At 38.8% G+C, this 15248-nt stretch carries 13 protein-coding genes; 5 read left to right on the top strand and 8 right to left on the bottom strand.

All coding sequences use genetic code 11. The features are described from left to right. Positions 1 to 8 precede the first annotated feature (8 nt). From PCY70_RS05195 to mreB, 8 genes are all read right to left on the bottom strand, one after another. Entirely contained in the window at positions 9 to 1148 is a 1140-nt protein-coding gene (locus PCY70_RS05195) for an ABC transporter permease (protein ID WP_305768686.1), read from the bottom strand. A 60-nt stretch (positions 1149 to 1208) separates the two neighbouring features. Further along, a complete protein-coding gene (locus tag PCY70_RS05190; RefSeq protein WP_305768685.1) occupies positions 1209 to 1895 on the bottom strand; it encodes a COG1361 family protein in 687 nt (228 codons plus the stop codon). Continuing rightward, positions 1873 to 4146, bottom strand: coding sequence for a COG1361 family protein (locus PCY70_RS05185; protein WP_305768684.1), 2274 nt, complete (start codon positions 4144 to 4146; stop codon positions 1873 to 1875). Before PCY70_RS05185 ends, PCY70_RS05190 begins: the two co-directional genes overlap by 23 nt. 21 nt (positions 4147 to 4167) lie before the next feature. Continuing rightward, the gene (locus tag PCY70_RS05180) at positions 4168 to 4875 is read right to left on the bottom strand and encodes an ABC transporter ATP-binding protein (protein WP_305768683.1); all 708 of its coding nucleotides are present in this window, start codon (positions 4873 to 4875) and stop codon (positions 4168 to 4170) included. A gap of 131 nt (positions 4876 to 5006) precedes the next feature. Further along, a complete protein-coding gene (locus tag PCY70_RS05175) occupies positions 5007 to 5435 on the bottom strand; it encodes a rod-binding protein (RefSeq protein WP_305768682.1) in 429 nt (142 codons plus the stop codon). A 19-nt stretch (positions 5436 to 5454) separates the two neighbouring features. Then, positions 5455 to 6267 carry a flagellar hook-basal body protein gene (locus PCY70_RS05170; protein ID WP_029488330.1) on the bottom strand — a complete coding sequence of 271 codons (813 nt, stop codon included), beginning with the start codon at positions 6265 to 6267 and terminating at the stop codon, positions 5455 to 5457. Between the two features lie 27 nt (positions 6268 to 6294). Further along, complete coding sequence (locus PCY70_RS05165; RefSeq protein ID WP_029488331.1) at positions 6295 to 7065, bottom strand: flagellar hook-basal body protein; 771 nt, start codon at positions 7063 to 7065, stop codon at positions 6295 to 6297. Between the two features lie 21 nt (positions 7066 to 7086). Next, complete coding sequence (mreB, locus tag PCY70_RS05160) at positions 7087 to 8064, bottom strand: rod shape-determining protein (RefSeq protein ID WP_305768681.1); 978 nt, start codon at positions 8062 to 8064, stop codon at positions 7087 to 7089. Positions 8065 to 8200: 136 nt separating this feature from the next. On the opposite strand from mreB, the gene yedF reads away from it, so the two are divergent. The 5 genes from yedF to PCY70_RS05135 all read left to right on the top strand — a co-directional run bounded on the left by yedF (position 8201) and on the right by PCY70_RS05135 (position 15174). Beyond that, a complete protein-coding gene (gene yedF / locus PCY70_RS05155; RefSeq protein ID WP_305768680.1) occupies positions 8201 to 8800 on the top strand; it encodes a sulfurtransferase-like selenium metabolism protein YedF in 600 nt (199 codons plus the stop codon). 9 nt (positions 8801 to 8809) lie between these two features. Then, a complete protein-coding gene (locus tag PCY70_RS05150) occupies positions 8810 to 9937 on the top strand; it encodes an aminotransferase class V-fold PLP-dependent enzyme (protein WP_305768679.1) in 1128 nt (375 codons plus the stop codon). 13 nt (positions 9938 to 9950) lie between these two features. Next, a complete protein-coding gene (locus tag PCY70_RS05145) occupies positions 9951 to 10166 on the top strand; it encodes a putative Se/S carrier protein (protein WP_305768678.1) in 216 nt (71 codons plus the stop codon). A gap of 9 nt (positions 10167 to 10175) precedes the next feature. Then, positions 10176 to 12434, top strand: a complete 2259-nt coding sequence (glgP, locus tag PCY70_RS05140) for a glycogen/starch/alpha-glucan family phosphorylase (protein ID WP_305768677.1) — start codon at positions 10176 to 10178, stop codon at positions 12432 to 12434. A gap of 103 nt (positions 12435 to 12537) precedes the next feature. Next, positions 12538 to 15174, top strand: coding sequence for a phosphoenolpyruvate synthase (locus PCY70_RS05135; RefSeq protein WP_305768676.1), 2637 nt, complete (start codon positions 12538 to 12540; stop codon positions 15172 to 15174). Positions 15175 to 15248: the final 74 nt, after the last annotated feature.

Here is a 15248-nt window from a genome sequence, read left to right as displayed (position 1 = left end):
TAATAGCACTAAGAGCCGAAAGCTTCATTGCTCTTCTCGCCGGAAAATATCCCGATACCAATCCAATCAGTGTTGCAAACAAAGGCTACTGCCAGCCACACAGGAATTATCGACAGCTTGCCGCCCCCCATCATTCCTGCTGCAAACGAAACTCCCACAATATTGATGATTGCTGATATTGCATATGAAAATACGATGCCAACACCCCCGCCTATTGCGCCGATCATCAGCGCTTCTATCAAAAACATACTTTGAATATCTGTGATCTTGGCACCTATCACCTTCATTATTCCTATCTCTCTTGTTCTCTCATATGTTGCCATCATCATGGTATTGGTAATACCTATCGCTGCCACAAACAACGACACTGCCCCAATTCCTCCTAGCAACGCCTGTATGCCTCCCGATATTTGTTGCATATCCTCCACATAGCTCATATTTGAGTATGCGGTATACCCCATTTCAGTTATCTTCTCTTGCACCTCCACTACCAAATCTTCATCTGATACTTTAACATCTGCATTATCATATGCCTCCTCTTCTGTGTCTTTCCCATACGTATCTTTATACCATTCTTCTCCGTTAAGCTCGAGCTCGTATTCACGTTTCGCCGCTTTTAACTCATTGAATAATTCAAGAGGTACAAAAACCTTATACGCGGTGTTATAATCATAATCTCCAAACACCCCCACCAACGTTGCTTCGTACTCCTCTGGAAAATCAATCTTCTTGCCCGTATCAGGATTGACATCCTCTGGCTCACCATCAGAATAATTATAGTTTCCAACCAATATTTCTAGCTCATCTTCACCTATTTTAGGTTCTATTGGCGGATTTTCTGCGCTCCAAACCGGCTCCTTACCTTTATAAAATTCCGTTAACACACTTTTGCCCATCACCATTACGTCTTTATCGCCAGGCATAATGTTTCGACCCTCTTCTATCTCATATCCTTTTGCCTCCATTTCTTCTCCCGAAAGCCCAAATATTTCCAATGCCCAACTTGTCCTCTTTTTGCCAAATTGCACATATGCATTTATTACACGATCCGGGATCACCATCTCCACTCCCTCTATTTGCATTATGGCTTCGATCCCTTTAACATTCAACTTCGGGATATCATCACTGCTGTTATACCAACTACTCATTACTTTTACACGCTCATCTCAATCAAATCACTAAATTTCATGTCTCACTCTCCTTACGATCTAATCTTCATCATCATCCATTCCCATTTCAAATATCTTCTTGCGTTTTCGCACTGCAAAAAATTTTGTAATCAATGCCGAAACAGAAAATCCTGCACACAATCCTACCATATTTGGCAATATATCTACTTCTTCCTCCACCTCTTCTACCACATTCTCAAAATCTTCGAACCCAAAGCTCTCCTCCGGAACATATGGCTCTGGTACATATGCTGCCATTACCTCAAACTCAAATTCTTCTGCTATATTCTGAACCTTTCCAGTTACATCCTCAAACTCAATATTAATCACCCCGTGCAAAATGCCCTCCTCATTCGGAATTATGGTTGGCTCATAATACTCCAGTTGCCCAATATCTAGCCTTCCAATAATTTGCTTATTATCTATCACATCAAACCCTTCGCCAGATGTTGTAATCTCCACATTGCTAATAGTAGTTTTGCCCTTATTAAAAATCTGTGCAGTTAAATCGCCTTCCATCCCAACTTCTACCATCTCCATCTCAACATCTGCAATGTCCAGCTTAGTTACCTGCTCGACCGGTATCCCCAAATATTCTGTTGCCGATATTGCCGCGCCGTCGTCATCCTCATACTCCATATTCATACTAACCTCGTATGTTTTTGGCGTTGCGCTCGGAATTGTATACATTCTAATCATTTTGCTAACAGTCTGCCCTGGGTCCATTTGGTCGCTCCATCTCAACATCTGCAATGTCCAGCTTAGTTACCTGCTCGACCGGTATCCCCAAATATTCTGTTGCCGATATTGCCGCGCCGTCGTCATCCTCATACTCCATATTCATACTAACCTCGTATGTTTTTGGCGTTGCGCTCGGAATTGTATACATTCTAATCATTTTGCTAACAGTCTGCCCTGGGTCCATTTGGTCGATAAAAAACGTATTGCTACCCCCAATTGGCGTAAATACGCTTCCAGTATTATCCTCTCCCTGCTCTGTGATCATCAAATTTGCCTTAAAGTTTGATACATTCTTTTCCTTATGCGTATTCAAAAATCCTACATTTAGCACAAACTCTTCTCCTGCTCGCACCACAACTGGGTCTATTGTATACTCTCCTATTATAACTTTTGGTACGCCACCCTTCGATTCTTCTTCCTCTTCTTCCTCTTCCACATTATTTTCCACGCTCACTGTTGCATACTGCGAATATGTAACCTCTTCCTCATTTAGCATATACTCTGTCTTAATCTCTATCGGATACGTATTGGTCTTAATCGAATCCAGCGCCTGAAATGTTACCAAATATCTATTAGTCGTTTCTGGTGCTATTTCATTGATCATAAACAAGTTTTTGGACTTTGGCACAATCCCTTCCTCTGCCATTACACTCAGCTTTAGATTTTCGGCTCCGTCTGGCGCATACACATCAAACGACACATTAAACGGCTCCCCCACTGCCCATATGCCGCTCGGCTCTGCTATGTTGCCGATAGAAATTTCTCTTTTCGCAGGCTCCTCAGCCGTTACTTCATCTCCCTCATCGTCATACTTAGCAAATGCATATGCGGCCTTTATCTCCAACGGTATATTTAGCACATCCTGATTATTCACTTCCATCAACACTTCCAAACTCTTCTCCGCGCCAGCCACAATCGAATTGAGATACCTTACATTACTTCCATCTTTTATATACACATTTTCATTCGGCACTATTTCTATCTTCACATTGTCCGCATCCGATTCTCCAACATTTTTAAACTTGATCGAAATATTCTTGGCAACATCCTTCATAAAATCAGTTGTATTTGTTGCCAAAATTTCAAACGATGGTGGTGCCAAATTTTTCAATTTTTCGGCTTCTGCTTGTGGCACTGTAGTCAGGTATATATACTGCTCATCCGTCTGCGGTTCCCCAAAATCATTTATATACATCATGCGCACCTGCATCGGAATGCTTGCTTCTTCCACACTATTGACCTGCAACAATGCGGTTAAACTTTGCGTTGCCATCGGTTCTATATTATTGATATATTTCACATTGCTATGATCCATAATTAGAACATTGCTCGTTTGCACCAACTCCACTTTTACGTTTTGCGCGGCAACTTGCCCTATATTAGTAAAATTTATATTGATTTGCTGTGGCTTGTCCTTTTCAAAATTTGTAGCATTGGCAGTTGTTATTTCAAATGATGCCGGCATAAAACTACTCGCTACCTTAACCGGCACGACGGCACTCGGCCCATCCTCTATCGAAACTACTAAATTATGTATTCCTTGCGTTACATCTTCATCTATGTTTAGAATCGTATAAACCGTCGCCGTATCTCCCCCTGCTATCGACGAAAATTTTACTTCTGGCCGCTTTACCGAAATGCCTGTAGCATTATTTTCCAATTCAATATTTAGAATGCCGCCATCAACCCTCTTCTCTGCAACATTTTTTAAATCGATTGCTATTTGCTGATTTTCTCCCACTACTGCATTAATTATATTGGTCGAAATCTCAATCCCTTCTGCTGCGGTTACAATTTCTGGCTTTGCTTTTCCATCAATGTTCACAAAGCTACTTTTTGTCTCATCGCCAACTGTTACCTTCACTTCTATTTGATTATTTCCAGAATAAGTATACACATTGTTGATTACAAAAAATCTATAGTTTGTTTCTTCGTCGTTAGTATTTCTGCGTCTAAATGTCGCGGGTGTAGTCTGATGCCCCATTTTTGCTATGCAACTACCTATCAATTCTATCTTAACATCATCCTCATCGGTTACATTAGAAAAATCGCCTCGTAACACTACTTCTACATCAAATTCTTCGCCATCCATCACATCTCCCGGAACATTGCAGTCATAAATCTCAAAGTAGACATCTCCCGTTACCTCTGCTTTTAGATCTGATACATACACCATCGGCGTATTTGCTGCCACTATTGCCATCATCATCAACGCACCAATTTTCTTCTTATTCATAACTACTCCTCCTAATTCGTATTATGCCATCTTCGCATTCTCTACTTTATGTACCGCTTTTTCAATAACTCCATCACGCATTACAATTACTGTATCCGCATATCCCGAGATTTCATCGTCATGAGATACTATAATCAACGTCTGATTTAGCTCTCTTGCAATTTCAGTTATCATGTCCATCACCTCTATAGTTGTATGCGTATCCAAGTTTCCCGTTGGCTCATCTGCAAATAAAATTGACGGCTTATTTACAAAGGCTCTTGCGATACTCACTCGCTGCTGCTGCCCCCCGCTCATCTCCTTTGGCTTATGTGACAACCTCTTTCCCAGCCCCACTTGCTTTAGCATTTCTCTCGCCTTTTTTTCGCGCACCGATTTCGATACACCCTGAAATATTAACGGCAACGCTACGTTTTCTAACGCGGTTAATGACGGCAACAAATTATATGACTGAAATACAAACCCTATGTACTTTTGCCGAAATATCGCCAACTGCATCTCATCCAACTTTGCTATATTTCGGTTCTTGATCCAAATTTCTCCTTTCGTCGGCTTCTCCAGCCCTGCTAGCATATTCAGTAATGTCGATTTTCCCGATCCGGATGTTCCAAATAAACAGCAGATTTCTCCTTTTTCTATGCTTAAGTTTACATTATCCAATGCAATGATTTTTTCACTCCCCATTCGATACACTTTTCTTAAATTTTTCACTTCTATCAATGCCCTCATATTCTTCCTCCTTTGCTATAGACTACGCCTATCTTGTCAATTTTATCATAGACAAAATTTACCGTCAATCGTCCAATTTCTAGCAAATATATAAAAAGTTTCCTCGCTATATACACAAGGAAACTCTTCTTCTAAACTGTTCGATTTAATTTTGGCTCTTGCTGAACCTGAGGATTATTAAAATTTTGATATTGCATCGGCAGCTGCGGCTCACTTATTTGCTTATACAAAAATCCTGATAAACCAACTCCTCCCGAATCCACCATATTTTGTACCTGGTTATCCACCATAAAATCCTCAAACATTGTTTCATAATCGCCCTTTGGCAGAAATGCTGTCTCACTATTTACATCCAGCGACTGTCTCATTTGTTTATAAACCATCCCCAGAATATAAGATTCCATTTCTTCACAAGCTTCTTTTAGCTCTGCTTTTTCACTCGAGTTAATTGCGGCCTTTAGCTTTGCCTCAAAGTTCTTTGGTGCATTTATCTCGGGTAGCATTGTTGCCATCTGACTTAAAGTATTTCCATATTGTGCCAAATTTCCTATTGCTGCCATACTTTACTCTCCTTTATGCCTATGATTTCTTAAGTTGGACAGCCTGGCCTAGCATTGTATCCGCAGTTGAAATAGCTTTCGAGTTTAGCTCATATGCTCTTTGCGCTACTATCAAGTTAACCATTTCTGTTGCTATATTCACATTCGATCCTTCTAGATACCCCGCTCTCAATAAACTTTTTGTTAATGTTGGCTCTTCAGATTCCATGAGCGGCACACCCGATCCTGCTGTTTCTACAAACAAGTTGTCTCCTGTTGCTTCTAGTCCTGCTGCGTTTGCAAATTGAACTACCATTATATCTGCAATATTTATATCTTCTCCTGTTTCCGAATCTTTATACCCCACTCCGCCATAGCTGTTTATTGTTATTTGCGATGATAATACGTTTTCATCAAATGTGATCGGCTCCGAATCTGTACTCAACACGTAGTGCCCATCCGATGTTACCAACGCTATAACTCCATCAGATGTTGTTGTTACTTTAAAACTTCCGTCTCTCGTATACGAAACTTGATTATCTGCTTGCACTGCAAAAAAACCTGTTCCGTCTATCGCTAAGTCTGTTGGCGCGTTGGTTTGAATTAAGTTTCCTGTACCAAAATTTTTGCTTATTGATCCCACTCTCACACCATGCCCCATTTGCAATAGCATAGGATTTGTTGTTTCCTCTTGTTGTGTTGGCAACATGTTTTGATAGAGCAATGTCTTAAAATTTACCGACTCTTGCTTAAACCCTACTGTATTTACGTTTGCTATATTGTTTGATATTGTGTCTACGTGAGTTTGCTGCGATGTCATCCCCGTTGCCGCAGTCCATAATGATCTCATCATAATATTATCTCCCCTTCAAAAGGCCTATTATCCTTTTCCCACATCGTTTACGGCTCTTCCAACCAACTCATCATGAATTTGAACCATTCGCTGGTTGGCTTCATAAGCTCTAGAAACAGAAATCATATCTACCATTGCATTTACAGGATTTACATTTGAACTCTCCAGATACCCTTGCTCTATCAATGAATTTATTGGGTTCAACTGCAGCCCTGTTGCATCAAACAAATTGTCGGCTTCCTTTACCAACAATTGAGGGTCGTCTACATTCACTATATCTATCGTATTTATTGTCACTGTATTTAGAACCACTTGCCCATCCGGTAAAACTTGCATTTCTCGACCTTCGTTCAAAAAAGTTCTTCCCAAAGCTATTTGCCCATTTTCTCCCAAAACCGGATAACCCTCTGCTGTTACCAACACTCCGTCTCCGTTTACGGTAAACGAACCATCTCTGGTCAGGCGCTCTCCGTTTGGTGTTTCTACTCTAAAAAATCCCAGCCCATTAATAGCAAGATTATTTGATATGCCCGTCAGTATCAAGTTTCCAGGTCTAAAATCAGTATATATATCCGCAACCTTGGCGCCATTCATTACTGTTCCCAGATCTTTGTATCGCCACGGCGGCTCGTTTATTCCATCCAGCCTTTTCATTAAAACTTCATCAAATGCCTCAACTACGGCATAATCTTTTCGATACGCTGTTGTATTGGAATTTGCCAAGTCGTTTGAAATAACGTCCATTCGTCTCGTTTGAACTTGCATTCCTGTTGCAGCTGTATATAATCCTCTAACCATTGCGCTCCTCCTTTCTATTGTTTAAAACACATAAGTTGCGTAAATTCCAGTTCCTTTTACTACACAGGTTTTTGGATGATCCGCGACCTTCGCTGCAATTCCCAAGCGCTTCGTAATCACTTTGTCCAGTCCATATAATAAACTTCCTCCACCCGTTAAAATTATTCCTTGCTTCATAATATCGGAGATTAATTCTGGTGGTGTAATTTCTACCACTCTGTATATCGCTTCTATTGTAGTGTTCACAATTGTTTTTAATCCTTCTACAAGCTCTTCAGATGTTATAACTATACTTTTTGGCAGTCCACTCACAAAGCTTTTGCCTTTTACAGTTATCAATCCAGATTCTGGTCGGCTAATTGCTCCGCCAATCGCGATCTTTACCCTCTCTGCTGTTGTTTCTCCTATTATTAAATTATGCTTCTTGCGTATATAAAACATTATCGCCTGGTCAAAATCTTCTCCTGCCAGCCTCAGAGAATTATGAACCACCTCTCCTCCTAGCGAAACCACGGCAATGTCACTTGTTCCTCCTCCTATATCTACTATCATATTACCAAATGCATGGTTTATATCTAAGTTTGCGCCTATAGCTGCAGCAACTGGCTCAGCCAGTATTTTAACTTTTCTTGCGCCCGCGTGACGTGCCGCACTTTCTACTGCACGCTTCTCCACATTGGTTACTCCACTCGGTACACATATTACAACTTTGGGTTTAATAAGCCTTTTTCCAATTGCTTTATATATAAAATATTTCAACATCATCTCTGTCATCTCATAATCAGAAATGGCTCCTTGTCGTAGAGGTCTAATAATTTTTATATTGCCTGGTGCTTTACCCACCATTTTTTTTGCTTTATTTCCTACTGCTAGTATCTTCCTCGAATATCTATCAACTGCAACAACTGAGGGTTCATCCAAAATCACTCCTCTTTTTTCTTCGTAAATCAACACGCTAGTAGTTCCTAAATCTATTCCTATTCCATTACTCAAAAACATGATGGTGTCCTTTCTATTAATTTGTAGTTTTTAAATATATTATACAGAATTTTTTGTCGCTTTACAAATCTATTTTTTTTTTGCCGTTTATGTTAAAATCATAAATGCTATTAAAATTTTTTTAGGAGGTTTATTTATGATCAAACACACCATTGATGCGCGCAATAAATCGTGTCCGCTTCCGGTTATCGAAACCAAAGCATATATCGATAGCTTAACAGCAGATGCGGAGCTATCTCTATCAATTCTTGTGGATAATGAAATCGCTTGCCAAAACCTTAAAAAGCTTTCAACTAAGATGGGGCTTGACTTTTCCTATGAAAAAAAATCTGATTTTGATTACGTTGTTAGCATAATAATAGGCAAAAATGTTCAAAATAATCTGGTAGAAGAAACCATTCATGCAGAAAATATTGTTGTTGTTATAGATTCTGATACTATGGGCACCGGAGATGCGGACCTCGGCAAAATTCTCATTAAGGGGTTTGTCTTTGCCCTTACCGAGACCAAACCTATTCCTAGCAAAATAATTCTCTATAACCGTGGCGTATTTTTAGCTGCTGCAGTCGAAGAAACCATCGCAGATTTTCAAAAACTAGAAGCCTTAGGCACAGAAATCCTCTGTTGCGGTACTTGTTTAAATCATTATACACTAACTCCAAAAGTTGGTTCTGTAACTAATATGTACGAAATAGTCGAAACCAAAATGCACGCTACAAAGATTATTAAAATTTAGGAGGGAGCCATGATTTATTTTGATAATGCCTCAACAACACTAAAGCCAAATTGTGTCGCAGATGCCGTTTCTGTTGCTCTAAAAACTACTACCAACGCAAATCGCGGAGTCAATAAAAGTTCTCTTGCAGCTTCTTTAAATATTTTTTCTACCAGGACCGCTGTTGCCAAAATGTTTAATGCACCCGATCTAAATAGAGTAATTTTTACCAGTGGTGCGACAGCTAGCCTAAATTTGGCAATTCTTGGCACTCTTGCTTATGGAGACCACGTAATTACCACAAATCTTGAACACAACAGCCTTTTGCGTCCTCTATATCATGCGCAAAAATTTGGCGTCGATGTTGATATCATAAAAGCAGACGCAAATCATAAAATATCTATTGAAACAATCGCCGACCATATTAAACCCAACACTCATATGATTGCCATTACTCATGCCTCAAATATTCTTGCTACCATTCAAGATATTACCGCAGTTGGCAAATTGTGTGCCGAGCACGATATACTTTTTGTAGTAGATGCCGCGCAAACTGCGGGACTCATACCTATCGATATGGCCGAAATGCATATTGATGCGCTCTGTCTGTCTACTCACAAAAGTTTGTTGGCACCTCAGGGTTTGGGCGTGCTATGCCTAAGCAATAAGATGCACGTTGAGCCTATTTTATTTGGAGGAACCGGATCTAACACTTTTGACGAAGATATGGGCGAAACCTATCCGGACCATTTAGAAGCGGGAACTCAAAACGGTCACGCTATTGCTGGGTTGGCTGCTGCAATCGATTTTATCAACGATATAGGACTCGATACATTATACACAAAAGCAAGCAGCCTTGCTAAGTATTTTGAAGCAGAACTCAAAAAATTTCCTGGTGCTAAAATATACACAAACCAAGACAACTATTCTATACCCATAGTATCTTTTAATATTGAGGATATCGATGCTGTAGAACTGAGTTTAAAACTTTCTACTGATTTTGACATCATTACCAGAGCCGGCGGAATATGCGCACCATTGGTTCACAAAGCTTTAGGTACAATAAATAGTGGTCTAATTAGATTTAGTTTTTCATATACCAACACAAAAGCCGAAGTGGATGCGGCACTCGAAATAATGCGTACAATAATACTATAACGCGAGGACGACAATGTACACTATAATTAGCTTTCATACTACAACAGAAGCGCTTGTATTTGAGCAAAAAGCCAAGGACGCAAAGTTTGCTGGTCGCCTCATTCCTCTCCCTCGCGCAATTGGAGCAGGATGTGGTATTTGCTGGCGCGAATCTGCTAACTCTACTGCCGCAATTGAAAATCTCATTAAAACGTACGACTTAAAATTTGATAAAATTCATCAAGTATAAGGAGATTACATGAACTTTATAGAAATATTCAAAACTCATCTCAACAAAGAAATTAAAGATGCCTCTGATGCAGAAATTTATTACGCTCTGTTAAAAGCAACCAAAGATGCTTCTGCACACAAAGCCAGAAACCATTCTAAAAATAACAAAAAGCTATATTATATTTCAGCTGAATTTTTAATTGGAAAACTTCTTTCTAACAACCTGATAAATCTTGGTGTATTTGATGATGTTAAAGACACACTAGCTGCAGCTGGCAAAGAAATCCTTGCTATTGAGGAAATTGAGCCCGAACCGTCTCTTGGCAATGGGGGGCTTGGTCGTCTCGCTGCTTGTTTCTTAGACTCCATGGCAACACTTGGCATAGAGGGCGATGGCGTCGGGCTAAATTATCACTATGGGCTTTTTCAGCAAGTATTTAAAAATAAAAAGCAGCTAGAAATCAAAAACCCATGGATCGAAAAAATTAATTGGCTCATCCCAACTGATATAAGCTTTGAAGTTCCGTTTGGCAAATGCACCGTTCGATCTAAGATGTTTGATATTGATGTCATCGGATATAATAGCGGCGTCAACAAACTTCATCTATTTGACATTGAAACTGTCGACGAAAGCATTGTTGCTAAAAATAGCATAGAGTTCGATAAAAACGATGTCATGAGAAATCTCACTCTATTTCTATATCCAGATGACAGCGACAAAGCTGGGCACCTTCTTAGAATTTATCAGCAATATTTTATGGTATCGAATGCCGCTCAGCTGATTTTAGCAGAATGCAAAGCCAAAGGCATCGATCTCAATAAATTAGACGAACACGTTACTGTTCAGATCAACGATACGCATCCATCGATGGTAATTCCAGAACTTATACGATTGCTTAAACTCGAAAACGTTAAAAATCCAATTGCGGTTGTCACAAAAACTTGTGCCTATACTAACCATACAATATTGGCAGAAGCGCTAGAAAAATGGCCTCTAGAATATCTAGAAGAAGTTGTTCCGCATCTGGTTTCAGAAATCAAAGAATTAGCAGCCATCATAGAAAAAGCATATCCAAAAAATCCCGAATTGCACATTATCGACTCCAAAAATAGGGTTCATATGGCAAGACTCGATATGCACTACGGATATAGCGTAAATGGCGTAGCAGCTTTGCATACAGAAATTCTTAAAAAAGAGGAGTTGTCTGCATTCTGCGATATTTATCCAGATAAATTTAACAACAAAACTAACGGTATAACATTTAGAAGATGGCTTCTCCATGCAAATCCAGAGTTAACAGCTTTTATCGATAAGCATGGCGCAGGTGATTTTAGAGAGGATGCCACAAACCTCACCAAACTTGGAGCTCTCGAAAACGATCCCGCGGCATTACAAGAACTCCTCGCAATTAAGCAGCTTAAGAAAACGCATCTCAAAAAATATCTAAAGCGAATGGCCAATATTGATATCGATGATCACTCTATTTTAGATATTCAAATCAAGCGACTTCACGAATACAAAAGACAGCAAATGAATCTGCTTTATATTTTTCACAAATATTTTGAAATCAAAAAGGGAAATATTCCAAAAACTCCAATTACAACAATCTTTGGAGCAAAGGCTGCACCCGCATATACAACTGCCAAAGACATCATTCATGCCATATTGTGTATCAGCGACATTATCAAAAACGATCCCGAAGTTTCGCCGCATCTAAATGTGGTTATGATCGAAAACTACAACGTAACATTTGCAGAAAAGCTTATTCCGGCTTGTGATATCTCAGAACAAATTTCTCTTGCATCAAAAGAAGCCAGCGGAACCGGCAATATGAAATTTATGCTAAACGGAGCGGTAACTTTAGGTACGCAAGATGGTGCAAACGTCGAAATAGCCGAGCTTGTTGGCTCAAAAAACATCTACACTTTTGGCAAGCACAGCGATGAGATTATCGATCTATACAAATCCAATGGCTACACTGCAGCTGACCTATATATCAACGATGAATATATTCGCAAACTAGTCGGGTTTATTATTTCTCCGCAAATGCTTAAAGTTGGTGATGTACCTACTCTATTAGCGTTGCACACAGAAATTATTCGCAAAGATTATTTTATGACTCTAATTGACATCCTCGATTATATTAAAGTTAAAGAACAAATGCTATCCGACTATGAAGACCGAGAAAATTGGTCCAAACTAATGCTTCGCAATATCAAAGAAGCTGGATTTTTTTCTAGCGACAGAACTATTGCAGAATATAATGAAGAAATTTGGCATATTTAAAACTATAGTGACGACTCAACTGGGTCGTCTTTCTCAATATAGCATTAAAATAGTTGCACGTTTTTGATTTTTTGGTATAATTATATAGAAAGGGGGAAAATAAATGAACCAAATTATTTTTTTCGAAGAAATAGGAGATGGAGATTTAAATCTTGTTGGTGGTAAGGGATTTAATCTAGGAAAAATTTTTCAGGCCAGATTGCCAGTTCCTAATGGATTTTGTATATCTACAGCAGCATACAAAACTTTTTGGGGTGATAATAAAAACTCTGAAATTATGGCTAAATTGAAAACTGTCAATTTAGAAAATATATCAGATATTTCAAAACAAATTAGAGACAACTTCGTATCAAAAGAAATGGATCAAGAATTAGAAAATCAGATTGTCGCTGCCCTAGCCATATTTCCAGCCAGTACCCGCTTTGCTATTAGATCTAGCGCAACTGCAGAAGATTTAAAACACGCATCCTTTGCCGGACAGCAAGATACATACTTAAATATTTCAGGCATAGACAATATTATGTATGCTATCAAAAGTTGTTGGGCATCGTTATATAACGATCGTGCTATATTATATAGAAACCAACAGAATATAGCTCATGACCAAGTTTTTATGGCAGTTGTAGTTCAGCAGATGATCAATTCTGATTCTGCAGGCATAATGTTTACCGCAGACCCTGTGACCGGAAATCGAAAGTACATTTCTATAGATGCCGGTTTTGGACTTGGCGAATCACTCGCGTCTGGCACAATTTTGCCAGATATTTACAAATATAATAAAAAATTATCTAAGATAAAAAGTAAACATATAGCCGTCAAAAAGACTGCCGTTATTTCTGATACCCATGTAGGAACAACAGAAGTGGAGCTTGATGTAAATCAATCTATCATGACCGTACTAGACGATAATACTATTGAGCAACTTGCCCTTTTGGGGTTAAAATTAGAACAAATGTACGACGCTCCTCAAGATATTGAATGGTGCATTGATGCTGGCAAAATATTTATACTACAAACACGATCAATAACATCTCTATTTCCGATACCTACTTCTACTACATCAGATTTAGAAGTGTTTTTATCACTCAATCATATTCAGATGATGACAAACCCGATATCTCCGCTAGGGCAAGATTCGATAAAATTGCTATTTCGAACGGAAGATATTCCACTTGCAGAATATAATCCACGCTTTTTAGCCAATGCTGCAGGCAGATTATATATAAATATCTCACCTTTTTTAACCCATAAATTAGGCCAAAAAATACTTCCTGCAATCATCAATAATGTGGATGCAAATTTAGGAACCGCAATTAAGCAGCTAGTTCAATCCAAACATGACAAAATTAAATCAAACCTTAACTTGAATCCATTTAAAAAACAATTTAAACCCGTTTTATTTCAATCCATTAAAAATTTTATCACACAGGATACTTCTAATATAGTTGAAAAAATAGATTTTTTAGTAGAGCAACAAGTTATCGAACTTAATAAACTTTATTCGATCACCGGAACCCACAAAGATAAATTAGAATTTATATATGAGCAAAGTATTTTTCTCAAATCTGCTATTCAAAATATTTTATCTGAAGTGATTCCTGGAATTGTTGCTATGAAATTGCTTACAAAAATGGAGTTTAAGTTACTGGGAAGTTCTATGTACATAAGCGAAATTTCTAAAGGATTAGAAGGAAATATTACCACTCTTTTGGGGCTGTGGATTGGTGATTTAGCAGACCTTGTACGTGCGAACTCTCATCTTATTGATCTTTTATCTGATACAGACTATGATTCACTTTTTGAACGCGTCAATAATTTAGGTGATGATTATACCGAATTTCGAACTAGCTTTAACAATTTTATGGCCAAATATGGATCCCGTGCTGCAGGCGAAATCGATATTGCAGTTACGCGATGGGCTGATAATCCAAAGTTTATTGCCAAATCTATTTTATCGCTGGTAGAAACTGGCATTTCTGGAGAGCATCGCAAAAACTTTTTAGCAACAGTTCAACATGCTCATACTATGGAAAAAGCATTTATAGAAGTCATTCGCATGCAACATGGTTCTAGAAAAGCCAAACGAGCGACAAAGCTTATCAAAATTTTTAGAGATTGTATGCCTCTTAGAGAGCATCATAAATTTTTAATAACCCACTATTTGAAACATAATAGACGACTATATCTAGAAATAGCTGATGCCTTTGTTGCCGCCGGGCGCATTGATAATCGCGAAGATATATTTTATTTGGGATTTTGGGAGCTATACGCTGCGGTCCAAAACGAAGAAGTATTTCAGGATCTTGTTGCCACTAGAAAAAACGAATACGAATATTTTGGTCGTTTGAAACCTCCTAGCCTTATGACAAGCGATGGTGAGATCATCACCGCTAAGCAAAACATGGAGCAATTTCCAAAGGACGCATTACCAGGAATGGCCGTATCATCAGGAGTAGTTGAAGGCTTTGCGCGAGTGATTACCGACCCTGCAGATGCCAAAGTTGAAGTAGGCGAAATTTTAGTCGCTCCATTTACAGATCCTGGCTGGACTATACTTTTTATAAATGCCGCTGGACTAGTTATGGAGATTGGCGGATTGCTAACTCATGGCACCGTAGTTGCTCGCGAATATGGTTTACCTGCAGTTGTCGGGGTAGAGGATGCGACTACACTTATTAAAACTGGGCAACGAATTCGCGTTAATGCCGATCTCGGATATGTCGAAATATTATCACAATAATTTTTTATTTGACATAACCATAGTCTATTGTTATACTAATTGAATTATCAATGCTCTAGCACCGTTCAAGCGGA

Source organism: Candidatus Epulonipiscium viviparus (assembly GCF_030708075.1).
Classification (GTDB): domain Bacteria; phylum Bacillota; class Clostridia; order Lachnospirales; family Cellulosilyticaceae; genus Epulonipiscioides; species Epulonipiscioides viviparus.
Note: the sequence above shows the minus strand (reverse complement) of the source record. Positions and strands in the feature narration are given on the sequence as shown.

Coding starts and splice junctions, on each gene's coding strand:
- PCY70_RS05185 (WP_305768684.1), bottom strand. CDS start 4,146: ATGAATAAGAAGAAAATTGGTGCGTTGATGATGATGGCAATAGTGGCA.
- PCY70_RS05135 (WP_305768676.1), top strand. CDS start 12,538: ATGAACCAAATTATTTTTTTCGAAGAAATAGGAGATGGAGATTTAAAT.
- PCY70_RS05170 (WP_029488330.1), bottom strand. CDS start 6,267: ATGATGAGATCATTATGGACTGCGGCAACGGGGATGACATCGCAGCAA.
- PCY70_RS05165 (WP_029488331.1), bottom strand. CDS start 7,065: ATGGTTAGAGGATTATATACAGCTGCAACAGGAATGCAAGTTCAAACG.
- PCY70_RS05195 (WP_305768686.1), bottom strand. CDS start 1,148: ATGAGTAGTTGGTATAACAGCAGTGATGATATCCCGAAGTTGAATGTT.
- mreB (WP_305768681.1), bottom strand. CDS start 8,064: ATGTTTTTGAGTAATGGAATAGGAATAGATTTAGGAACTACTAGCGTG.
- PCY70_RS05145 (WP_305768678.1), top strand. CDS start 9,951: ATGTACACTATAATTAGCTTTCATACTACAACAGAAGCGCTTGTATTT.
- yedF (WP_305768680.1), top strand. CDS start 8,201: ATGATCAAACACACCATTGATGCGCGCAATAAATCGTGTCCGCTTCCG.
- PCY70_RS05150 (WP_305768679.1), top strand. CDS start 8,810: ATGATTTATTTTGATAATGCCTCAACAACACTAAAGCCAAATTGTGTC.
- PCY70_RS05180 (WP_305768683.1), bottom strand. CDS start 4,875: ATGAGGGCATTGATAGAAGTGAAAAATTTAAGAAAAGTGTATCGAATG.
- PCY70_RS05175 (WP_305768682.1), bottom strand. CDS start 5,435: ATGGCAGCAATAGGAAATTTGGCACAATATGGAAATACTTTAAGTCAG.
- PCY70_RS05190 (WP_305768685.1), bottom strand. CDS start 1,895: ATGGACCCAGGGCAGACTGTTAGCAAAATGATTAGAATGTATACAATT.
- glgP (WP_305768677.1), top strand. CDS start 10,176: ATGAACTTTATAGAAATATTCAAAACTCATCTCAACAAAGAAATTAAA.